Annotated in this window: 19 protein-coding genes, 1 tRNA gene and 1 pseudogene; 10 read left to right on the top strand and 11 right to left on the bottom strand. The window is 67.4% G+C overall.

Going from position 1 to position 22,364, the window contains the following annotated elements:
- Window positions 1–7 precede the first annotated feature (7 nt).
- A complete protein-coding gene (locus ACZYX4_RS03445; RefSeq protein ID WP_463873677.1) occupies window positions 8–1,309 on the bottom strand; it encodes a hemolysin family protein in 1,302 nt (433 codons plus the stop codon).
- Window positions 1,310–1,464: 155 nt separating this feature from the next.
- Here ACZYX4_RS03445 and ACZYX4_RS03440 point away from each other — a divergent pair, with 155 nt between their 5' ends.
- The 6 genes from ACZYX4_RS03440 to ACZYX4_RS03415 all read left to right on the top strand — a co-directional run bounded on the left by ACZYX4_RS03440 (window position 1,465) and on the right by ACZYX4_RS03415 (window position 5,814).
- Entirely contained in the window at window positions 1,465–2,715 is a 1,251-nt protein-coding gene (locus tag ACZYX4_RS03440; protein WP_463873675.1) for an MFS transporter, read from the top strand.
- Window positions 2,712–3,089: an ArsR/SmtB family transcription factor gene (locus ACZYX4_RS03435; RefSeq protein WP_463873674.1), complete on the top strand. Its 378-nt coding sequence runs from the start codon at window positions 2,712–2,714 to the stop codon at window positions 3,087–3,089. The genes ACZYX4_RS03440 and ACZYX4_RS03435 overlap by 4 nt, the downstream gene beginning before the upstream one ends.
- A 173-nt stretch (window positions 3,090–3,262) precedes the next feature.
- Window positions 3,263–3,335: transfer RNA gene (locus ACZYX4_RS03430), tRNA-Arg, on the top strand.
- Between the two features lie 106 nt (window positions 3,336–3,441).
- Window positions 3,442–4,182, top strand: a complete 741-nt coding sequence (gene yidC / locus ACZYX4_RS03425; protein WP_463873672.1) for a membrane protein insertase YidC — start codon at window positions 3,442–3,444, stop codon at window positions 4,180–4,182.
- Window positions 4,183–4,378: 196 nt separating this feature from the next.
- Window positions 4,379–5,437, top strand: coding sequence for a M4 family metallopeptidase (locus tag ACZYX4_RS03420; RefSeq protein WP_463873671.1), 1,059 nt, complete (start codon window positions 4,379–4,381; stop codon window positions 5,435–5,437).
- 59 nt (window positions 5,438–5,496) lie between these two features.
- Window positions 5,497–5,814 (top strand): protealysin inhibitor emfourin, encoded by a 318-nt coding sequence (locus tag ACZYX4_RS03415; protein WP_463873670.1) that lies wholly within the window; start codon window positions 5,497–5,499, stop codon window positions 5,812–5,814.
- Here ACZYX4_RS03415 and ACZYX4_RS03410 read toward each other — a convergent pair.
- Window positions 5,811–5,987: pseudogene (locus ACZYX4_RS03410) on the bottom strand (AraC family transcriptional regulator); the annotation flags it as partial. The gene ACZYX4_RS03415 and the pseudogene ACZYX4_RS03410 sit on opposite strands and share 4 nt — an antisense overlap.
- A gap of 116 nt (window positions 5,988–6,103) precedes the next feature.
- On the opposite strand from ACZYX4_RS03410, the gene hrpA reads away from it, so the two are divergent.
- Entirely contained in the window at window positions 6,104–10,150 is a 4,047-nt protein-coding gene (gene hrpA, locus ACZYX4_RS03405) for an ATP-dependent RNA helicase HrpA (RefSeq protein WP_463873669.1), read from the top strand.
- Window positions 10,151–10,201: 51 nt separating this feature from the next.
- Here hrpA and ACZYX4_RS03400 read toward each other — a convergent pair whose 3' ends face one another.
- Entirely contained in the window at window positions 10,202–10,630 is a 429-nt protein-coding gene (locus ACZYX4_RS03400; protein ID WP_463873668.1) for an HIT family protein, read from the bottom strand.
- Window positions 10,627–11,784 (bottom strand): NAD(P)-dependent alcohol dehydrogenase, encoded by a 1,158-nt coding sequence (locus ACZYX4_RS03395; RefSeq protein WP_463873667.1) that lies wholly within the window; start codon window positions 11,782–11,784, stop codon window positions 10,627–10,629. Before ACZYX4_RS03395 ends, ACZYX4_RS03400 begins: the two co-directional genes overlap by 4 nt.
- 367 nt (window positions 11,785–12,151) lie before the next feature.
- On the opposite strand from ACZYX4_RS03395, the gene ACZYX4_RS03390 reads away from it, so the two are divergent.
- A complete protein-coding gene (locus ACZYX4_RS03390) occupies window positions 12,152–13,576 on the top strand; it encodes an HNH endonuclease (RefSeq protein WP_463873665.1) in 1,425 nt (474 codons plus the stop codon).
- 76 nt (window positions 13,577–13,652) lie between these two features.
- Here the strand turns inward: ACZYX4_RS03390 and ACZYX4_RS03385 are convergent, their stop codons facing one another.
- The gene (locus tag ACZYX4_RS03385) at window positions 13,653–14,525 is read right to left on the bottom strand and encodes a sulfurtransferase (protein WP_463873664.1); all 873 of its coding nucleotides are present in this window, start codon (window positions 14,523–14,525) and stop codon (window positions 13,653–13,655) included.
- A gap of 48 nt (window positions 14,526–14,573) precedes the next feature.
- On the opposite strand from ACZYX4_RS03385, the gene ACZYX4_RS03380 reads away from it, so the two are divergent.
- Complete coding sequence (locus ACZYX4_RS03380) at window positions 14,574–15,701, top strand: PLP-dependent cysteine synthase family protein (RefSeq protein WP_463873662.1); 1,128 nt, start codon at window positions 14,574–14,576, stop codon at window positions 15,699–15,701.
- Window positions 15,702–15,714: 13 nt separating this feature from the next.
- On the opposite strand, the gene ACZYX4_RS03375 is transcribed toward ACZYX4_RS03380, so the two are convergent.
- Window positions 15,715–16,371 carry an MBL fold metallo-hydrolase gene (locus ACZYX4_RS03375; RefSeq protein ID WP_463873659.1) on the bottom strand — a complete coding sequence of 219 codons (657 nt, stop codon included), beginning with the start codon at window positions 16,369–16,371 and terminating at the stop codon, window positions 15,715–15,717.
- Between the two features lie 103 nt (window positions 16,372–16,474).
- Here ACZYX4_RS03375 and ACZYX4_RS03370 point away from each other — a divergent pair, with 103 nt between their 5' ends.
- Entirely contained in the window at window positions 16,475–16,933 is a 459-nt protein-coding gene (locus ACZYX4_RS03370; RefSeq protein WP_463873947.1) for a Fur family transcriptional regulator, read from the top strand.
- 42 nt (window positions 16,934–16,975) lie between these two features.
- Here the strand turns inward: ACZYX4_RS03370 and ACZYX4_RS03365 are convergent, their stop codons facing one another.
- The 5 genes from ACZYX4_RS03365 to ACZYX4_RS03345 all read right to left on the bottom strand — a co-directional run bounded on the left by ACZYX4_RS03365 (window position 16,976) and on the right by ACZYX4_RS03345 (window position 22,310).
- Entirely contained in the window at window positions 16,976–17,866 is an 891-nt protein-coding gene (locus ACZYX4_RS03365) for a metal ABC transporter permease (protein WP_463873658.1), read from the bottom strand.
- On the bottom strand, window positions 17,867–18,682 hold the full coding sequence (locus ACZYX4_RS03360) for a metal ABC transporter ATP-binding protein (RefSeq protein WP_463873656.1): 816 nt from the start codon (window positions 18,680–18,682) through the stop codon (window positions 17,867–17,869).
- A 128-nt stretch (window positions 18,683–18,810) separates the two neighbouring features.
- Window positions 18,811–19,812 carry a metal ABC transporter solute-binding protein, Zn/Mn family gene (locus tag ACZYX4_RS03355; RefSeq protein WP_463873655.1) on the bottom strand — a complete coding sequence of 334 codons (1,002 nt, stop codon included), beginning with the start codon at window positions 19,810–19,812 and terminating at the stop codon, window positions 18,811–18,813.
- Between the two features lie 99 nt (window positions 19,813–19,911).
- Complete coding sequence (locus ACZYX4_RS03350) at window positions 19,912–20,976, bottom strand: hemolysin family protein (protein WP_463873654.1); 1,065 nt, start codon at window positions 20,974–20,976, stop codon at window positions 19,912–19,914.
- Window positions 20,973–22,310, bottom strand: a complete 1,338-nt coding sequence (locus ACZYX4_RS03345) for a hemolysin family protein (protein ID WP_463873652.1) — start codon at window positions 22,308–22,310, stop codon at window positions 20,973–20,975. The genes ACZYX4_RS03350 and ACZYX4_RS03345 overlap by 4 nt, the downstream gene beginning before the upstream one ends.
- Window positions 22,311–22,364 lie beyond the last annotated feature (54 nt).

Raw genomic sequence — 22,364 nt, 5'->3', positions numbered from 1 at the left:
TGACAGCTCAAGGTTCCAGCGGGTTGCCGGTCACGGGCGCGACCCGGATCCGCCCAATGCGCAAGCCGTCCATCGCGACCACCGTCAACACGTGCTCTGCCACTTCCATCTGGTCCCCGTTCCGGGGCAGGCGGCCGAGACGATCCATGACAAATCCGGCGACTGTTTCGTAATGCCCGTCAGGCAGTGCCATGCCGGTCGCTGACTCAAACTCCTGCAGAATCAGGCCGCCGTCGACGTCGACAGAACCGTTGGTTACGCTCACGCGATCCTCGTGGTCGGCTCCGGTGTCGAACTCATCGTAGATTTCACCCACCAGTTCCTCGACCAGATCCTCCAAGGTGACGATGCCGTCCGTGCCCCCATACTCGTCAACCACCAGCGCGATGTGATGACCCTGTCTGCGCATTCTGGCCAGCGAAGGCAGCACCCTGTTCGTTCCCGGCAGCGGAAGAATCTCACGAACAATGCTCTTCACTGTCCCCTCGTCATACTCGCCGCCGCGGGGCATCAGGTCACGAAGGTGGACGAATCCGAGCACGTCATCCGGGGTCCGGCCAATCACGGGATAGCGCGAGTACGGGCCATCCCTGACGATGCTGCGGGCGGCCGCAATACTCAGTGCACCGTCGATGAATGCCACCTCAGTGCGGGGGCGCATGACTTCGTGGAGGGAGCGGTCCCCGGCCCCAAACACGTCACTGAGGATGTTTCGGCTGTGTTCTTCCAGCATGTCGCTCTCCGCGACCATGTCCCACAGTTCCTCGGAGCTGACGCTCTGCTGTTTGGCGTGCGGGTCGCCGCCCAAGAGCTTGACCAGGGCATTGGTTGAGACAGACAGCCCCCAGATGACGGGTCGCATGATTTCCGCAAGGGTGTTCAGCGGAGGGGCCAGAACCTTCGTGAAGCCAACCGCGTTCTGCATCGCCAGCCTCTTGGGCACCAGCTCACCCAGCACCAGGGACAGATATGCCACCAGCAACGTCATTCCGATAAAGGACACCGGTTCTGCCGCGGGGCCCAACCCCAGTCCTTCCAGGAGGGGTTCCACGTCGGGTGCAATCGTGGAAGCACCATAAGCGGCTGAGAAGAAGCCCGACAGCGTCACACCAATCTGGACAGTTGAGAGGAATCGATTGGGATTCCGGGCCAAAGCGGCAGTCCTGGCCCCGCCCTTCCCCAGCTTCTCTATCTGACGCACCTGGCTCTCGCGAAGGGACACCAACGCCATTTCCGTACCGGCGAAGACCCCTCCCAACAGCACAAAAAAGAGAACCAGCAAGAAGTTGAGCAAAGTGCCGCTGTCCATGAACCGACACTACCGAACCCCGACGCAGCGCCGGCAGCCGGATGGGCAACCCAAACCGGCAATCTGCGGCCCGTCTGCCTCCGGTGCAGGATCAAAAAACAACCCTCTATTATGAGTGCATAGACATGCACGTATGTACCTAAGGGGTTTGGCTGATGTTGTCTGTTCTGCGGAATGGGACCTACCGGCGGCTGTTCGCCGCGCAGATCGTGGCCCTGATTGGCACTGGACTGCTGACCGTTGCGCTGGGGCTGCTGGCGTACGACCTGGCCGGCAGCAATGCCGGCGCCGTGCTCGGCACCGCGCTGACGATCAAGATGCTTGCCTATGTGGGCCTGGCTCCGGTGATCAATGCCCTCGTGGCGCGGTGGCCGAAGAAACGGGTCCTGATCGGGGCGGACCTGATCCGTGCCGCGATGGCGATGTGCCTGCCGTTCATCACCGACGTGTGGCACATCTACGTCGTGATCTTCCTGCTCCAGTCCGCGTCGGCGACGTTTACCCCGGCGTTCCAGTCCCTGATCCCGTCCATCCTTACCCAGGAGAAGGACTACACCCGGGCGCTGTCACTGTCCCGGCTGGCCTATGACATGGAGGCCCTGGTCAGTCCGGCCATCGCCGCGCTGCTGCTGACCCTGGTCAGCTACAACAACCTTTTCGTGGGCACCGTTGGCGGGTTCGTCTTTTCGGCCTTAATGGTCGCGATCACTGTCCTGCCGCGGGCCGCCGTCTCCGGGCCCCCGCAGACGTCTTTGTGGCACCGGACGACCCTGGGTGCCCGGATTTTCTGGCGGAAACCCCGGCTCCGGTCCCTGCTGGCCCTGAACCTTGTCGTCGCGGCGCCGACGGCGCTGGTGCTGGTCAACACGGTGGTCTACGTCCGGGACGTCCTGCACCGGCCCGACACGGATCTCGCCCTGGCTCTGGCATGCTTCGGTGTCGGGTCCATGATCGTGGCCTTGTCTGCGCCACGGGTCCTGGACCGGTTCGGTGACCGGGCCGTGATGCTCTCCGGAGCCGCCGTTATTCCGCTCGTCCTGGCCGGCGCGGCGGCGCTGACGCTGCTGGGCGTCCCCGGGTCTGGCTGGTGGCTGCTGCTGGGCTTGTGGTTCGTACTGGGAGCCGCGAACTCCACCATCCTCACACCCTCCTCACGGCTGCTGCGGGACGCGTCGACGGAAGAGACCCGGCCGTACGTGTTCACGGCCCAGTTCTCCCTCTCGCACGCATGCTACATCCTGACGTATCCGCTGGCCGGGTGGGTCGGGGCGATGGCCGGTTTGGGCTGGGCCGCCGTGGCGCTGACAATTATTGCGATGATAGGCAGTGCAGGTGCCTTCCTGTCCTGGCCGCCGCACCACCCCGCAGCAGGCAAGGAACTGGCGAGGGAAGGAGCAGAACGTTGAGCAGTCACGCGGACAGCGCACCCGTCCCCGCCCCTGACATTCCGTCCCTGGCCCATCCGGTCACCCCGGGACCGCGACTGCTGGAATCCGCCGCCGGCACGTTGCGGATGCTCGCGGAACCGACCCGCCTGCACCTGCTCTGGCAGCTCGCCGAAGGTCCCAAGACCGTCACCGAGCTCACCGCCGCAGCCGGGGTGCCGCGGACCGTGGCCAGCCAGCACCTGGCCAAACTCCGTCTCAGCGGACTCGTGGACACCCGCAAAGACGGACGCCACGTCATCTACTCCCTGCACGACGGACACCTCGTCCGGCTCATCCGCGAAACCATCAACCACGCCGACCACCGGATCACCGGCGAACCCACCCACGGCTGACCTCCGGGTCGACGGCGCCGCGCTGAAGGAACTTGTCCAGGACATCGCGGGCCGGGGCACGGAGGATCCATGTGGACTCCTTCGCGGGCTACTGAGCGCGCCGATTTTCCCTTCGAGCCCACCTTCCTGCTAAGCTCTAGGACGTCCCGCCGGTAACGGCAGGAACCCTGACTGCCCTCGTAGCTCAGGGGATAGAGCGTCTGCCTCCGGAGCAGAAGGTCGTTGGTTCGATTCCAATCGAGGGCACACACAAGAACCCCTAGGATCCAATGGATTCTGGGGGTTCTTTCGTGTTGGCTGACAGGGTGCAGGGTCAAAGGCCGCGCTGCGGCCCTACGAATGGGGGCATCGGATGGACGTCGGTGCAGCGCTGCTGTTTCCGTTCCAGTGGCTGGTGTCGGCCATCATGGTGGGGCTCCATGACGGCCTGAGCGCCCCCGGCATGCCCGCCGCCAGCGGCTGGACGTGGACGCTGTCCATCATTGGGCTGGTGCTGGCCATCCGCGCCGCCCTGATTCCCGTGTTCGTCAAGCAGATCAAGGCCCGGCGCGGCATGCGGCTGCTGCAGCCGGATTTGAAGAAGCTCCAGGACACGTACAAGGGCAGGACGGACCATCTCTCCCGCCAGGCCATGGTGCAGGAACAGATGGCCCTCTACAGGACGCACGGCACCAACCCGCTCTCGGCCTGCCTGCCCCTGCTGATCCAGGTGCCGTTCTTCTTTGCGCTCTTCACCGTGTTGTCCGGCATTACGACGGCGGCCACCAGCGGTGCGGGCATCGGCGCGATGAGCCACGAGCAGGTGGTTCAGTTCGACGAGTCCAGCATCTTCGGTGTCCCGCTCTCCGCGTTCCTGCTCCATGGCACGCCCGGGGGCGGCGACGTGGTCACGGCGTGGGCTGTCTCCGCGGAGTCGACGGCCGGCCCGTTCATGCGCCAGCAGAAAGCGGTGCTCTCCGGGTTGCCAATCGTCTTCGGCGCGGGCGGCATCTTCTTCCCCGTGGGTGTCCTGATCTACTGGACCACCACGAATCTATGGACCATGCTGCAAGAGTTCGTCCTTAACCCGGGGGCACCCCGGGCGGCCGGGTAGAAGGTACGGGCCGGAGCCGGGGAGGCCGGCACCAGACGCGCTGTTGCGGAAGAATGAGGCGCGCCACCCTGCCAATTGTCGGTGCACGCTCGTAGGCTGTCTGCATCGGCAGCGGGGTTCCGGCGGCCGGGTGGCTGGACTGGGTGCCGGTTGCCGCACCACCACGGGATCCCGCCGAAGCACTAAGGGGTCTCACATGCACTGTTCCATCATTCCTCCATACATGCTCCGCCGTCTGGCAGCCCAGCGCGAACCGGAGTTCTCCGACGCCGCCCGTGCGGCGAAGGAAGCCCTGCACCACGTCCCGGGCTTCCACGCGACCCGCGCCGTGCCAAGGCCCGGCAGCCATCCGGGAATGCGCGAACCCCAGCCGGCCCCGCCGGAACGGACGGTCTACGACGCCGAGTTCGCCGAGCAACTCCCCGGCAGCGTGGTCCGCAAAGAGGGGGAACCGCCCACCGGCGATCCCGCCGCCGACGAGGCCTATGACGGGCTGGGGCACACCCACCGCCTCTATGCCGAAGCCTTCGGCCGGAACTCGATCGACGGCAACGGCCTCCACCTTGAGGCCACGGTCCACTACGGCCGACTGTACGACAACGCGTTCTGGGACGGCCGGCAGATGGTATTCGGCGACGGCGACGGACAGGTGTTCCAGCGGTTCACGAAGTCGTTGAGCGTGATCGGCCACGAGCTCGCCCACGGCGTCACCCAGTATTCCGCGGGGCTGGTCTACCGCCACCAGGCCGGAGCGCTGAACGAATCGATGTCAGATGTATTTGGGGCACTCGTTGAGCAGCATGTCCGGCAGCAGTCGACGGCGGAAGCCAGTTGGCTGATCGGCGAGGGCCTCTTCACGGACCAGGTGCAGGGGACCGCTTTGCGTTCCCTGAAGGCTCCGGGCACGGCGTACGACGACGACGTACTCGGCAAGGATCCGCAGCCGGACTCCATGGACGGCTACGTTCACACGAGCGCTGACAACGGCGGGGTGCACCTCAACTCAGGGATCCCCAACCGGGCGTTCTTCCTGGCTGCCACCGCGCTTGGCGGCAATGCGTGGGACGCGCCGGGCCGGATCTGGTACGACACGCTGACCGGCGGCACGCTGTCCCCGACCGCCACCTTCGGGGCGTTCGCCAAGGCCACGGCCGCCTCCGCCAGGGAGCAGTTCGGGGCGGATTCCCCGGAGCATGACGCCGTGCGGTCCGCGTGGGAAACTGTGAAGGTAAAGTTCCCTGGAGCCAGACGGTAACCCGGCTCACGGCGTTCCGAGAGCCATGAACGTTACTGTCTCCTGACGATCCGAGACCGATGAAAATCACTGTCCAGCGCAGCGGCGGCATGGCAGGCATGAAGCGGACGTGGACGGTGCAGCCCACGCCGCCGGAGGATACGGACCTCTGGCAGCCCCTCATTGAGGCCTGCCCGTGGGACGCCGTCCCCAAGTCCGGCCGGAGTGCCGCCGCCGGCCAGCCGGACCGGTTCCAGTACAGCATCCGGGCCGGACAGCACCGTGCCACCCTGCCCGAACAGGCCGTCACCGGACCCTGGCGGGATCTCGTCGAGACAGCCAAAGCGGCGGCCGAGCCCCTGCCGCCGTCGGACGGGCTGCCCGGCTGCCTGCCCTAGACTGCGGCGGCCAGGTGTCCGCGGAAGGTGCGGCGGTAGGACTGCGGACTGGTGTCCAGCACCTTGGCGTAGTGGTGCCGTAACAGCACCGAGTGGCCGAACCCGGATTCGCGGGCGCTTTCGTCGATGGTCAGGTCGGTGGTCTCGAGCAGTTCCTGGGCCCGCAGCACCCGCACCACCATCCCGACCGGCGCCCGTCCACCACCCGCTGCCCGGCCCCGACAGGGACCGGGCACTTCTTTGACCCGGAACCGCCGCGCCGGCAGTTCCCAGTAGACTGTGTGCAGCCATGACACTGCATATCTCCTACCCCGCCGAGCTGCCGGTCTCCGAGCGCCGCGAGGACCTGATGGCCGCTATTGCGGCCAACCAGGTGACCATCATCGCCGGCGAGACCGGTTCCGGTAAGACGACCCAGATTCCGAAGATGTGCCTGGAGCTTGGCCTGGGCGAGAACGGGCTGATCGGCCACACGCAGCCGCGCCGGCTGGCCGCCCGCACGGTCGCAGAGCGCATCGCGGAGGAACTCGGCGTCGAGATCGGACAGGAAGTCGGCTTCCAGGTCCGCTTCACCGGGGAGGTCGGACGCAACACCAAGGTCAAGCTCATGACCGACGGCATCCTGCTGGCCGAGATCCGGCGCGACAAGCTGCTGCGCCGGTACAACGCCATCATCATCGACGAGGCCCATGAACGCAGCCTCAACATCGACTTCATCCTCGGGTACCTCAAGCGGATCCTGCCGCAGCGGCCGGACCTGAAGATCATCATCACCTCGGCCACCATCGATCCGCAGCGCTTCGCCAAGCACTTCGGCAGCGAAGAGGAGCCCTCGCCCATCATCGAGGTCTCCGGGCGCACCTATCCGGTCGAGATCCGCTACCGTCCGCTGTCCCAGCCTGCCGGCGGGGCCGCCGGTGACAGCGCCGACGACGCTGCAGCTGCCGCCTCCGACGACGAACTCGAAGAGGACCGCGATCCGCTGGACGCCGTCTGCGACGCCGTCGACGAACTCGCGCAGGAGGCGCCCGGCGACATCCTGATCTTCTTCTCCGGCGAACGCGAAATCCGTGACGCCGCCGAGGCGCTCAACGGCAGGATCCAGTCGAACCGGAAGCTGGCCGGCACCGAGGTGCTCCCGCTCTTCGCGCGGCTGAGCCTGCAGGAACAGCACAAGGTGTTCCATCCCGGCAGCAAACGCAGGATCGTGCTCGCCACCAACGTCGCCGAGACCTCCCTGACGGTTCCGGGCATCAAGTACGTCATTGACACCGGCACCGCCCGCATCTCGCGGTACTCGCACCGCACCAAGGTCCAGCGCCTGCCGATCGAGCGGGTCTCGCAGGCCTCCGCCAGCCAGCGCTCCGGCCGCTGCGGGCGCGTCTCCGACGGCATCGCCATCCGGCTCTACTCGGAGGAGGACTTCGAGTCCCGGCCGCCGTTCACCGACCCCGAAATCCTGCGCACCAACCTCGCCGCGGTTATCCTCCAGATGACCGCGATGGGCGTCGCCCGCGGGCCGAAGGATGTCGAGAACTTCCCGTTCGTGGAGCCGCCGGACTCCCGGGCCATCAACGACGGCGTCACCCTGCTGCGCGAGCTGGGCGCCCTGAGCGCCGCGCGTCCGCAGGAGGAGACGGGCGACGGCGACGGCCACCCCGGCCGCCGGCCGGCCGGCGGCAGTAATGGCGGACGAAACAGCGGCGGGCTGACCGCCGTCGGGCAGCAGCTCGCCCAGCTTCCCGTGGACCCGAGGCTCGGCCGGATGATCGTCGAGTCCGGCAAGCGCGGCTGCGTCCGCGAGGTCATGATCCTCGCCGCCGCGCTCACCATCCAGGACCCGCGCGAGCGCCCAACCGACAAGCAGCAGCTCGCCGCGGAGAAGCACGCACGATTCCGGGACGAGAACTCGGACTTCACCGGCTTCCTGAACCTCTGGAACTACATCCAGGAGAAGCAGCAGGAGCTCTCCTCCACGGCCTTCCGCCGTCTCTGCCGCGCCGAGTTCATCAACTACCTGCGGGTCCGCGAGTGGCAGGACCTGTTCGCGCAGCTGCGCCAGCTGGCCCGGCCGCTCGGCATCAGCCTGGACAACAAGCGCCTGGCCGATCCGGTGGGCAACCATGAAGGTATCCACATCAGCCTGCTCTCCGGCCTGCTGAGCCATGTGGGCATCCTCGATGAGCGCAAGCGCGAGTACGCCGGCGCCCGCGGCAGCCGCTTCGCGATCTTCCCGGGCTCGGCCCTGTTCAAGAAGTCCCCCACCTTCGTGATGGCCGCGGAACTCGTCGAGACGAGCCGGCTGTGGGCCCGGGTGGCGGCGAAATTCGATCCGCTCTGGGTCGAGCAGGTGGCACCGGACCTGGTCAAGCGCAGCTACAGCGAACCGCACTGGTCCAAGAAGATGGGCTCGGTGATGGCCCATGAGAAGGTCACACTGTACGGCGTGCCCATCATCCCGAGCCGCCGGATCAACTACGGCAGGGTGGATCCGGAGCTCTGCCGGGAGCTGTTCATCCGGCACGCCCTGGTCGAGGGCGACTGGCAGACCCACCACAAGTTCTTCCACCGCAACCGGGCACTGCTGCTTGAGGTCGAGGAGCTTGAGGCCCGGATGCGGCGCCGGGACATCCTGGTGGACGACGAGACTCTCTTCGAGTTCTACGATGCCCGGCTCGGCAAAGACGTCGTGTCCGAGCGGCACTTCGACAAGTGGTGGAAGGACGCGCGGCAGCAGGACCCCGCGCTGCTGGACTTCGACCAGGCGCTGCTGATCAGCGAAGACGCCGATGCCCTGGATGACTCGGCCTACCCGAAGACCCTGCTGCACAAGGGCTTTGAGCTGCCGCTGAGCTACGAGTTCCACCCGGTGGCCCCCGGATCGCCGCCCAATCCGTCCGACGGCGTCACCGCCGAGGTGCCCGTGCTGTTCCTGAACCAGCTCGACGACGCGGCGTTCCGCTGGCTGATCCCCGGCCAGCGGGTGGAGCTCGTCACGGCCCTGATCAAGTCGCTCCCCAAGCAGGTGCGCAAGAACTTCGTGCCGGCCCCGGACGTCGCCCGGCAGGCCGTTGCGGCCCTCGAGGCGGGCTTCGATCCGGCCACCGACGAGCTGGAGGCTTCCCTGGAGCTCGTCCTGCGCCGGCTCCGCGGCCAGGTCATCCCACCGAAGTCCTGGAACTGGGATGCCGTTCCGCCGCACCTTCGGGTCAGTTTCCGTGTGGTGGACCCGCAGGGCAAGGTCCTGGACGAGGGCAAGGACCTCGGGGTGCTGCAGGAACGGCTGGCACCGGCCACCCGCCGGGCGATCGCCGAGTCGCTGGGTGCCACGCCCGCGACGACGGCACCCTCCTCGAACGGCAGGTCCAGCGGGATCTCCAGCGGCAAAGCGACCGGGAAGGCGGCAGCCCAGGCCCCCGGCGCGGCACCCGGGACCGCAGCTTCCGCTGTATCCGCGGCCGGTTTCGCCGAGCAGGCCGGGCTCACCTCCTGGTCCATCGGAACACTGCAGCGCCAGGTCCAGGGCACGGTGAAGGGGCATACCGTGACCGGCTACCCTGCGCTCGTGGATGAGGGTGAGTCCGTGGCCCTGCGGCTCTTCCAGACACGTTCCGAACAGGAGCAGGCCATGCGCGGCGGCGTCATCCGCCTGCTCGCCCTCAGGGTGCCGCCGCCGGACCGCTACGTCCTGGAACACCTGAACAACACCGAGAAGCTCACGTTCAGCCAGAACCCGCACGGTTCCGTCACGGCACTGATTGCCGACTGCGCCCTCGCCGCCATCGACAAGCTCACCCCGGCCGAGCTGCCCTGGGACGAGGCGTCCTTCAACGCACTGTACGAGAGGGTCCGCGCCGAGCTGATCGACACGGTCTTCACAGTCACCGCTGTCGTGGAGCGGATCCTGGCCAGCACCCGGCGGATCGAGAAGGCGCTCAGGGGCACCACAAGCCTGGCCCTGATCAGCGCCCTCAACGACGTCAAGAGCCAGTTGGAGCAGCTCGTGTTTCCCGGTTTTGTGGCACGCACGGGCTACAGCCAGCTCAGCCAGCTGCCCCGCTATCTTGCCGCGATCGAGAAGCGCCTCGAGAAACTCCCCACCAACGTCCAGCGGGACGCCCAGCACATGGCCGCGGTCCAGGCCCTGGAGGACGACTACGACGACGCCGTGTCGGCGCTGCTCCCGGGCCGGCGGACCGGCGCGGAGTTAACCCAGGTGCGCTGGATGATTGAGGAGCTTCGGGTGAGCCTCTTCGCCGTCGAACTTGGGACCGCCTATTCGGTCTCCGAGAAGCGGATCCGGGCCGTACTCAATAAGGCGCTGGCGCCGGCCTGACGCCCCGGTGGGGACAGCCAGGTCCGCGCCCGCGGGTGCCCGGAGCAGCCCCTAGGCCTCCGGGACCTGGGCCGCGTGTCCGGCTTTCCGGAGACCTCCGCGGAGCTTCTCGGCGTTGGCGTCCAGCTGCGCGGGATCAGGGTTCTGGTCCACCGAGCCGAAGTCAAAGTCCGCCATGGTGTTGGACGGCCATACGTGGACGTGCAGATGGTTGACCTCGTAACCGGCCACGATGAGGCCGGCGCGTGCCGCGTCGAATACCTCAACCTGAACGGCGCCGATCTTCTGGGCCACCTGCATCACGCGGGCCAGCAGCTCCGGCGGCGCGTCCGTCCAGCGGTCCACTTCCGCGGTCGGCACCACGAGGGTGTGGCCGTCGGCGAGCGGACCCACCGTCAGGAATGCCACGACGTCGTCCTCCCGCCAGACGAAGCGGCCGGGGATCTCGCCGTTGATGATTCTGGTGAAGAGAGTGCTCATGTGTCTGCCCTTTCCGAGGGTGTTCCGAGGGTACTGGTGTCCAGGACAAAACGGTACTTCACTTCTCCTGCCACCATGCGGTCGTAGGCGTCATTGAGCTGGTCGGCACGGACCACCTCAACGTCGGCGGTGACACCGTGCTCGGCGCAGAAGTCCAGCATCTCCTGGGTCTCGGCAAGGCTGCCGATCATCGACCCGGCGTACGCGATCCGGCGCCGGATCAGCGCAGCGGGGTTTACCGGGGGCATGTCCTCCGAGGGGAGACCCAGCTGGAAGAGAACCCCGTCAACGCGGAGGGTGCGGAAGTACGGGTTGAGGTCGTGGGGCGCGGCGACGGTGTCGATGATGACGTCGATGCTCCGGTTCGCGGCGTCCATCGCGGCCTCATCGCGGGAAAGGATGACCTCGTCCGCGCCGAGTGCGGCGGCGGCCGCGATTTTGGACTCTGATGTGGTGAAGACCTTCACTTCGGCGCCCATGGCCTTGGCCAGCTTGACGGCCATGTGGCCCAGTCCGCCCAGGCCAACGACGCCAACGACGTCCCCCTCTTCGACGTCGAAATGGCGGAGCGGGGAGTAGGTGGTGACCCCGGCGCAGAGCAACGGCGCGGCCGCGGCAGGGTCGAGGCTCTCCGGGACATGCAGCACATAACGGCGGTCCACGACGACAGAGGTGGCGTAGCCCCCCTGCGTGATGGCGTCCCCGTTACGGCGGTCCTTCGAGCCGTAGGTCCCTGTCGCGCCGTTTTCGCAGTACTGCTCAAGGCCGTCGAGGCAGCTGTCGCATTCACGGCAGGAATCGACCAGGCAGCCGACGCCGACCAGCTCGCCGGGGGTGAAGTCCTCGACAGCGGAGCCGACGCGGCTGACCCGGCCCACGATTTCATGGCCGGGGACCAGCGGGTAGTTCTGGTGTCCCCATTCGCCCCGGGAGGCGTGGACGTCCGAATGGCAGAGTCCGCAGAAGTCGATGGCAATCTCGACGTCGTCTTCCTTCGGCGCGCGGCGGGCCACCGTCAGGGGTACCAGGCCGCTGTCGCTGGCTGTCACACCGTAGGCCGCGGCAAGGCGCGGGCCGTCGGTGACTTCGGACGGCGCGCCGAGTTCGGGCAGCGGCTTGGCGAGGGGCGGCGGTACGGGGCGTCCAGGAGTCATGCCTCGACGCTACCCCCGGGTTACCGGACTTATCCAATCAGGACGGCAAGGGCCTGGGGCAGGCTCGACGCCGGGCATGCCCACTGCCTGATCATCAGCAAAAAAGGACAACGCGGGGTCACCTCCGGCCCATCGGGCGTGGGATTATGGGCGCTAGGTGACCCCGCGTTGCAGTGGTGGGGGCAGCGGGGCAGTGCTTCACCTCCGCGTCCCCGCGTTGCTTCAAGGGGCGTCCCTGCGGTGGCAACCGGACGGGCAACTTGTGCAGGTGCCTGCGGCGGATCGATCGGGTTCTTCTGTCGTAGGTGCTCGATAGTGTGTTTTCATGGACGGCAATCAGAGGCCCGACGTGGCTCAGCCAGAATAAATGAAGGTCACCGATGTGGCCCGGTCCCTGGCTGCTGTCCGGCCGTCCGGTGGGAGTGCCGGGCTGATCGGCCAGCTCCGTGACCTCGAGGACCTGAAATCCGCTGCGGCCGCACTGCAGGCCCGGATCACGGTCGCCTTCGATGTCCTCCAGCGCCGCGAACAGCGGGATCTTGGGGTGCCGACGGCGGAACTCGGGACCGGGGTCGCCGCGCAGATCGCCCTGGCCCGGCGCGAATCCCCGGCCAAAGGCAATCGGCTCCTGGGCCTCGCGAAGGCCCTGTCCACCGAAATGCCCCACACCCTCGCCGCCCTGGAATCCGGCCAGCTCAACGAATGGCGCGCGACCTTGCTCGTGAAGGAAACCGCCTGCCTCTCCGCGGAGGAACGGGCGGCCGTGGACGAGGAGCTCGCCCCCGACACCGGAGCCTTCGACGGCGCCGGGGACCGATCCATCATCGCCGCCGCCCGGGCCGCCGCGTACCGGCGGGATCCCCGTTCGGTCACCCAGCGCGCCTGCCACGCCGCAGCCGAACGGCACGTCAGCTTCCGCCCGGCCCCGGACACCATGTGCTACCTCACCGCCCTGCTCCCCGTCGCTGCCGGTGTTTCCGTGTACGCCGGCCTGACCCGGCACGCCGACACCCTCCGCGGGTCCGGGGATCCCCGGACCCGCGGGCAGCTCATGGCCGACGCCCTGGTCGAACGCACCACGGGAAAGGCCGGCGGGATCACCGGGATCGAGATCCAGCTCGTGATGACCGACCGCACCCTCTTTCAGGGCGACAGCGAACCGGCCCGCCTCCCCGGCTACGGCATCGTCCCCGCCGGCTGGGCCCGCGAGATGCTCACCAACGCCGGCGGCACCGGCGCGGGATCAGAGGCAGGTACGGAGGGAACGGTCACGGGAGCCGCCAGCACTGCTGGCGGCTCTGCCGGTGACACCGCCGTGAATGTCTGGCTGCGCCGGCTCTACACCGCCCCCGGCGCCGGTGACCTGACGGCGATGGACTCCCGCGCCCGGCTCTTCCCGCCAGGTCTCCGGCGCTTCCTCACCGCCCGCGACGACACCTGCCGCACCCCGTACTGCGACGCCCCCATCAGACACTTTGACCACATCATCCCCTGGCATCACAACGGCACCACGACCCACAGCAACGGCGCCGGGCTCTGCGAGGCCTGCAACCACACCAAAGAAACCCCCGGCTGGTCCTCCCGACCCCGCCCCGGACCCAGGCACACCCTCGACGTCACCACCCCCACCAGCCACACCTACCACTCCACCGCACCGCCTCTTCCGGGGACCCTCGTCCCTCAAGCGGAACCGGAACTGGCCGCGGCACAGAGCCCAAGCCACCGCCACAAACGCCGCCGCAGAGCCAACGACCTCCACCGCGCCCGAAGGCAAAGCCAGCCGTCGGCCTGAACGAACACCCGCACCCCGGACACGCAACCGTGGAACACCCCCGCCCCTTCGGGATGGTGCCGCCGCCGGGCTCCGCCTAGTCCGCGGCGGTGCCGTCGGCGTAGGGCGCATCGCCGGTCACAACCGGGTGCGCGGCGTTGCTGGACCATTCCGAGAATGACCCGGGATAGAGCGCCGCCGGAAATCCGGCGATTTCGAGGGCCACAATTTCGTGGGCCGCCGTGACGCCGGAGCCGCAATAGACAGCGGTGGGGACGTCGGCGCGCACTCCCAGACCGGTGAAGCGCTCCCGCAAAGCCGCCGGGGACAGGAACCTGCCGTCTGCACCGAGGTTGCCGGCCGTGGGGGCGCTCACGGCTCCCGGGATGTGGCCGGCGCGCGGGTCCACCGGCTCGAAGTCCCCCCGGTACCGCTCCCCTGCCCGGGCGTCCAGCAGAAGGCCCCGCCGGCCCCAGGAGGCCACCTCCCCGGCGTCGATCACGGGCATGGCACCGCCCGGCAGCACGACGTCCCCCGGCACCGGCTGCCGTTCGCCACTTTCGACGTCGAAGCCCGCGCCGCGCCAGGCGGCCAGGCCGCCGTCGAGCAGGTAAACGTCGCGAAGGCCGGCGTTGCGCATCAGCCACCAGAGCCGGGCCGCAGCCAGGTTGCCGCTGTCGTCATAGGCCACCACGACGTCACCCCTGCGGACACCCCAGGAGCGGACGGATGCCTGGAACTGCGCCAGGGGCGGCAGCGGGTGCCGGCCGCGGCTCGGATCCGCGGGTCCGGCCAGTTCAGTGGCAAGGTCCACAAAAACGGCGCCGGGGAGGTGTCCGGCGAGGTAGTGTCCCCGGCCGTGCGGGTCACCGAGCGCCCAGCGCACATCCAGCACGACAGTCCGCCGGCCGGTGTGGGCGTCGCCGTCCAGCCGGTCCTTAAGGGTGGCTACATCCATGAGGGTCTCCATCCGCCAACTCTATCCGTGGGAATCTGCCCCCGCGGGTAGGCTGGTGCGGTGATCAGTGCGCGACAGCAGGACAGGGCGTGGGCCGCCGAGGCCACCCGCAGAATCAACGCAGAGAACAACCGGTCCGCCGACACCCACTTGTACTCCGTGCCGCTTCCCGGGCAATGGGGCGTCCAGCTGTACCTCAAGGACGAGTCGACGCACCGGACCGGCAGCCTCAAGCACCGTCTGGCCCGCTCGCTGTTCCTGTTCGGCCTGGTCAACGGCTGGATCTCGGAAGGCACCACCATCGTTGAGGCCTCCAGCGGGAGCACGGCGGTGTCGGAAGCCTATTTCGCCCAGTTGCTGGGGCTGCCGTTCATTGCGGTGATGGCCCGGACCACCAGCCGGGAAAAAATCGCACTGATCGAGCAGTTCGGCGGCTCCTGCCTGCTCGTGGACCACGCGTCGGAAGTCTATGACGCCGCAGCGGAACTCGCCCGGCGCACCAATGGCCACTATATGGACCAGTTCACCTACGCGGAGCGTGCCACGGACTGGCGGGGCAACAACAACATCGCCGAGTCCATCTTCGACCAGCTTGCCCTCGAGGAGCACCCCATCCCCCGCTGGATCGTGGTGGGCGCCGGCACCGGCGGCACCAGCGCCACCATCGGCCGTTACCTCCGGTACCACCGCCACGACACGGAACTCGCCGTCGTCGATCCGGAGAACTCCGCGTTCTACCCCGGCTGGCTGGCATGCCGCCAAGCCGCCGGCGGCGGACTCCCCGCCGATACGCCGGGGCCCGCCGGCACGGCCCCGGCAGGCCAGCCCTCGCGGATCGAGGGGATCGGCCGGGCACGGCTGGAGCCGAGCTTTGTTCCGGCGGTCATCGACCAGATGATCCAGGTCCCGGACGCGGCCTCGGTGGCCGCGATGCGCCACCTGCTCGACCATGCCGGCCTGCACGCCGGACCGTCCACCGGCACCAACCTGTGGGGCGTCTGGCAGCTCATCGCGGAGATGGTCGCCCAGGGCTGCCGCGGCAGTGTCGTATCGCTGATGTGCGACGGCGGAGACCGCTACGCCGGAAACTACTACAACCCGGAGTGGCTGCAGTCCCAGGGCCTGGACCCCGAACCGCACGAAGCGACGATCCGGGAATTCTTCGCCACCGGGGCCTGGCCGCAGTAGGGATCCTGGCTTCCTAGACCTCGACGCTGTCCCCGCTGGAGAGGTGCCGGTATTCGGTGCCGTACTTGGCGCCGAACCGGGTCACGTGCCCTTCCACGATTCCGCGCCCGTTGTCGTTGAGCAGGGCGTCGTGGATCGGGAAGGCTGTCGGGGCGCGGACTCCGATCACGAAGTCGACCACCTCCCCCACCTTGCTCCAGGGTGCGTGGATCGGTACGAGCAGCGTCCGGACGTCCACGCCGTCGGGCACGATGAACGAATCGCCGGGGTGATAGACGTTGGAGTCCACGACATAGCCGATATTGGCCACCACCGGAATCTGCGGATGGATCAGCGCATGCTGCCCGCCAAAACACCGGACAGAGAACCCTGCCGTCTCGAAATCCTCGCCCGCAACCACCGAATGGATCCGCGGCCCGGCGCCGGGCGCCTTGTCGCGCAGCTGTGCCGCGACCCCGGCCGGTGCATACAGCTGCAGGGAAGCGCCGGCCACCAGGGCGGCAGCGACGGCGTCCATGTCGAGGTGGTCGGCATGTTCATGGGTGACCAGCACGGCATCAGCGCCGGCGAGGGCCTGGTCCGCTTCGGAGAAGTTCCCCGGATCGAATACCAGCACCTTGCCATGCTTCTCGAGCCGGACACAGGCATGCGTGAACTTCGTCAGCAACATCCGGCCAGCCTAGGGTCCCGCCCCGGCGGTGTCCACGCCCGGCTGGTAATCTGGGACCTTGCCACCACCCCGTATCGAGACCACCAGCGAAGCGAGTCCCACGATGTCCCACGGCGCCACAACCGACGGCAGCCGGGCCGCGGCACCGGCCCCTGCCGCGGCGAAGGAGCAGCGTGTCACCAAGCAGCGCCTCGCGGTCAGCGCCGTCCTCGACGAGCTGACGGACTTCGTCAGCACCCAGGAGCTGCACCGCATTCTGCAGGACCGCGGCACCTCGGTGTCCCTCGCCACCTCCTACCGGATTCTGCAGTCCCTCGCGGACGAGGGCCTGGTGGACGTCCTCCGCAACGCCGACGGCGAGGCCGTGTACCGGCGTTGCGCCGTCACCGGCCACCACCACCATCTGCTGTGCCGCAGTTGCGGCAAGGCCGTCGAGGTCGAGGCGCCCGCAGTCGAGGCCTGGGCCGCGCGGACGGCCATTGAGCACGGCTTCACTTCGGTGGAGCACACGGTCGAGATCTTCGGGCTGTGCCCGGACTGCACGGCCCGGGCTGCCGGCTAGCTCCTGGCCCTGCCAGCCGGAACAGCGCTGCCGCGGAGCCCGTCAGGCGGCCGGCTCCGCGACGCTGTGCAGCACCCGGCCGTTCAGGCCGCGCTTGGCCCGGATTCCGCCGATCACCCGGCAGAGAACATAGATCAGGAAGGACAGCGTGGTCACGTACGGGCTGATGGGGATCCGGCCGCCGAGGGCCAGCAGGATGCCGCCGACGGTTGCCGTCATAGCGAACACCACGCTGAGGATCACCACCATCCGGGGTGAAGATGTCACCCGCATGGCCGCCGCCGCGGGAGTGATCAGCAGCGCCAGCACCAGCAGGGCGCCCACAATCTGAATGGAGAGCGCCACGCTGACGCCGAGCAGCAGCATGAACCCGATGGCAAGGGCCCGCACGGGCACACCGCGGGCCGAGGCGACGTCGGGGTCCACGCTGGCGAAGGTCAGCGGACGCCAGATCGCCACCAGGGCAATCATCACGACGACGGCGGCGATGGCCAGGACCTGAAGCTGGACGGTTCCGACGGAAACAATCTGGCCGGTGAGCAGGCCGAACTTGTTGGCGGCGCGCCCCTCGTACAGGGAGAGGAAGAGGATCCCCAGGCCCAACCCGAACGGCATGATGACGCCGATGATCGAGTTCTTGTCCCGGGCGCGGACGCCCAGCAGGCCCAGCAGCAGCGCCGCCACGACGGATCCCACCAGGGAGCCCAGGACGATGTCCACCCCGATGAGCAGGGCAAAGGCCGCACCGGCAAAGGATAGTTCGGAGATCCCATGGACGGCGAAGGCCAGGTCACGCTTCATCACGAAGGTTCCGATCAGCCCGCCGAGCAGTCCCAGCACCGCGCCCGCCCAGAGGGAGTTCTGCACCAGCGCGACCAGTTCGCCGTAGTTTTCGAAGTTGAAGATTGAATTGAGCAGGCTGTCCAGGTCCATCTAGCTCACATCCCCCGCCACCGTATGGGCGTCCTCGTGGTGGTGCGTCGTGGCATCCGGCAGCCCGACGACGACCAGCCGTCCGTTGGCGTTGATCACTTCGACGTGGCTGCCATACAGATCGGACAGCACTTCCGTGGTCATGACCTCCTCCGGCGGACCCACCCGGAACCGTCCGTGGGCCAGGTACAGCACCCGGTCCACATAGTCCATGATCGGGTTAATCTCGTGCGTTACGAACACCACGGCGCTGTTCTGGTCGTGGCATTGTTTGTTGATCAGGGCGCTCACGGCCTGCTGGTGCTGCAGGTCCAGGGACAGCAGCGGTTCGTCGCACAGCAGTACCTTGGGATCTGCGGCAAGAGCCTGCGCCACCCGCAACCGCTGCTGCTCGCCGCCGGAGAGCTGACCGACGGGGACCTTGGCGTAATCGGCGGCTCCGACCAGATCGAGCAGCTCGTCGATTCTGCGGTTCGCCTTCGCTATGCCGAGCCGGAGACCCCAGCGGTGACCGTCGACGCCGAGCCCCACGAGGTCGCGGGCGCGCAGCGGCGTGTCAGGGTCGAAGGACTTCTGCTGCGGAACGTAGCCGATCCCCCGGCTTCCCCGCTCCACGGGCCGGCCCGCGAGCATGGCCGAGCCGGCGCTCAGCTCCTGCAGTCCGAGCAGCACCTTGAGGAAGGACGTTTTGCCGCTGCCGTTAGGGCCGAGGACAGCGAAGAATTCACCCGGGTTGATGTCCAGATCCAGGCCCTCCCACAACGTGCGTTTACCGAACGCAAGGGAGGCTCCACGGAGGCTCACTACGGGTGTCAACTTGGCTTTCCTCGAATTCTGCACAAGCCTCCGGCTCACGCTCTGCACCACGGGTGGCTGCCTGGACTTGCTGGACTTGCTGGCTGGGCTGTCTGGCTACGCAGTCAGGTCACTCTTTCCAGCTAATCTTAGGCCAGCGCCTTGCCGATGTTCTCGACGTTGTCCGTCATCCACTGCAGGTAGGGTTTGCCCTCCGGCAGGGTCTCGCTGAAGTCCACCACCGGGACACCGGCAGCTGCTGCCGCGTCCTTGACGGCAACCGTTTGCGGGCCTTCGGTCTGCTGGTTGTAGGCCAGCAGCCTGATGTTGCCCGCGCCCATAAGGTCAGTGGTCGCCTTGAGCACGGCGGGCGGCACATCGGTGTCTTCTTCGATCGCGGCGGTGTACTCATCCGGGGTCTGGTTTTCCAGGCCCGCGGCTTCGAGCAGGTAGAGCGGCACCGGTTCCGTCACGGCGACGGGCGCCGCACCGGCGGACGCCTTGATTCCCGCCAGCCTGGCGTCGAGGCCCCCGAGCGACTCCTTGAAGGCTGCGGCGTTGCTGCGGAAAGTCTCTGCGGAGGACGGTTCAAGCTCGCCGAGCTTGGCCGCGACGGCGTCCGCGAGCCGCGCCATGGCCGGCGGGCTGTACCAGACATGCTCGTTGAAGCCGGCAGGTGTACTGCCGTGGCCGTCGGCGGCGGCGGTGGCGGCGTTGGCGGCGTTGGCGGTGGCGGACGGGCCGGCAGTCTCTTCCGGAGCCAGCCCGGACAGCTCTACGGCGTTCAGGACGTTGCCGCGGTCGAGTCCCGTGTCGCCCGCGAGTTTGTGGATGAAGTCGTCATAGCCGCCGCCGTTTTCGATAACCAGCTCGGCTTTGGACACCGCCAGCTTGTCCTGCGTGGTGGCCTCGTAGGAGTGCGGGTCCTGGCTGGTGCGCGTGATGATCGAGGTGACCCGCACCTTGTCTGCGCCGATGCTGCTGACGATGTCCCCGTACACGCTGGTGGAGGCAACCACCTCGACGATCCCGTCGCCGGCACCGGCGGAGTTCCCCGATCCGGAATTTCCCGACGTCGGGGCGCAGGCCGTCAGCAGCAGGGTGGCGCCGGCCAAGGCGGCAACGATGGCACGGGCAGCGGGACGGTGCACGGGAAACCTCGGATCTGTTATTGAGAATCAGGAGCAATAGCAACTGCTCCGAGTCTATCCCTAAATAGGAATGATTCCTATTTAGGGATGAACCGGCCGCTACTGGTCCTCGCCGAGCCTGCGGTAGCCGGTGGCCTGGGTGGCATCCCGGATCTCGCCGACGAGCTGCTCGATCACGTCCTCCAGGAACAGGATGCCCTGGGTGAGGCCGTCCGGGCCGATCACGCGGGCCAGGTGCGAGCCGGTCCGCTGCATGACGGACATGGCCGTCTCGATTTCGTCGTCCATCGCCAGGTTCGCCAGGGACCGGATGTGGCTCTCCGCGATCGGCTGGTGGTACGCCGTGTCGGGGATGGAGAGCACGTCCTTGATGTGCAGGTAGCCGGAGAGCATCCCGTCGTCGTCGAGCATCGGGAAACGGGAGAACCCGGTGCGGCTCACGGCCTTCTCGAACTCCACCGGGGTGGTGTTCGATTTCATCATGACCAGCTTGTCGAGCGGGACCATCACGTCGGACGCGGTGTGTTCCGAGAACTCCAACACACCGGTGATGAGTCCGGCGTCGTCGTCCACGAGCCCGTGACGGGTGGATTCCTGCACGATCGACTGGACTTCCTCGAGCGTGAAGGAGGAGGTGACTTCATCCTTCGGCTCTATCCGCATCAGTTTCAGGATGTGGTTAGCGGCCCAGTTGAGCGCCACGATCACCGGCTTCACCAGCCGGGCGATGAACATCAGCGGCGGTGCCAGCATCAGGGCTGCCTTGTCCGCCACGGACACGGAAATGTTCTTCGGGACCATCTCGCCGATGGTGACGTGCAGGAAGGTGACCAGCAGCAGGGCAACGGCGAAGGCCACAATGTCGGCGATTTCCACCGGGATGCCGACAGCTTCCAGGGGCACGGCCATCAGGTGGTGGATCGCCGGTTCGGCCACCTGCAGGATCAGCAGCGAGCAGACGGTGATCCCGAGCTGCGCGCAGGCGAGCATCAACGAGACGTTTTCCATCGCCCGCAGAGTGGTCTGCGCCCGCTTGGATCCCGCCTCGGCGAGCGGTTCGATCTGACTTCGGCGGGCGGACATGACCGCGAATTCGGCACCAACAAAGAAGGCGTTGCCGAGCAGCAGCACAACAAGCCAGAGGATTCCTGCCCAGTCGCTCATGCGGCACCGACCTGGCCATTGGAGTGCTCCCCGTGGTGCACCCGGACCGGTTTGAAGCAGATCCGGTCAATCCTGCGCCCGTCCATGCGGGTGACGGCCAGAGTGCCGCCGTCGACGTCGACCGTGTCTCCCACCGCTGCGATCCGGCCCAACTTGCTCATGACGTAGCCTCCCACCGTTTCGTAGGCAGACTCGTCGGGCACGGTCAGGCCCGGAATCTGTTCGGAAAGTTCATCGGGGCGAAGCAGACCCGGGAAGTACCAGTCCCCCGAAGCGCTCTGCAGCAGTCCCGGACGCACCTTGTCGTGTTCGTCGGCCACTTCCCCGACGATTTCCTCGACAAGATCCTCCAGGGTGGCGATGCCGGCGGTGCCGCCGTACTCGTCCAGGACCACGGCCAGCTGCAGATTGCCTTCGCGCAGTTCGGCCAGCAGGGCGTCGAGGTGAATGGTTTCCGGGACCCGGAGCACATCGGTCATGATGGCACCGGCCTCCAGCCTGGCGCGCCGGCCCGAGGGTACGGCGATGGCTTTCTTGATGTGCACCACGCCGCGGATGTCGTCCGAGGATTCCCCGATGACCGGGAAGCGCGAATAACCGGTGCGGCGTGCGGCCTCCACAATGTCCGAGACCGGCTGGTCGCCGTCGATGGTCTCGACCCGGATGCGGGGCGTCATGACGTCCGCCGCCGTCCGGCCCGAGAATTTAAGGGTCCGGGCGATGAAGTTGGCGGTCCCGGCGTCGAGGGTTCCCATCGCCGCCGAGCGGCGCACGAGGGAGGCCAGCTCGGCCGGAGTCCGCGCGCCCGAAATCTCTTCCTTGGCCTCAAGGCCAAAGATGTTGAGCACCTTGTTGGAGAAGCCGTTGAGCACCACAATGGCGGGTCTGAAGATGGCCGTGAAGATCAGTTGCGGACGGGCCAGGGCTTTGCCGACCTGGAACGAGAGCGCAATGGCCATGTTCTTGGGGACCAGCTCACCGATCAGCATGGACAGGAGGGTCGCGAAGGCCAGCGCCATGATCAGGGACGCGGAGGAAACTGCGGCTTCCGGCAGGCCCAGGGCAGCCAGCGGGCCTTGGAGGAGTTTGCCCACGGATGGCTCCATGACGTAGCCGGTGAGCAGGGTGGTGATGGTGATGCCCAGCTGGCAGCTGGAGAGTTGCGTGGACAGGGACTTGAGGCATTTGAGCAGGGGCGCGGCAGCAGTGTCGCCGTTGTCCACGGCCCGCTGGACGGTGGCCTGGTCCAGGGCAACGAGGGAAAACTCAACGGCTACGAAGAAGCCGGTTCCGAGGACGAGCAGCAGGCCTGCTCCGAGAAGAAGCCACTCCATTTAACGGCCTGCTTCCGGGGCGGCGCGGCGTGGCGCCCGGCTGCCCGGGTGTCG

Source organism: Pseudarthrobacter leeuwenhoeki (assembly GCF_055412885.1).
The sequence above is the reverse complement of the archived record's forward strand: the minus strand, read 5'-3'. Positions and strand labels throughout refer to the sequence as shown.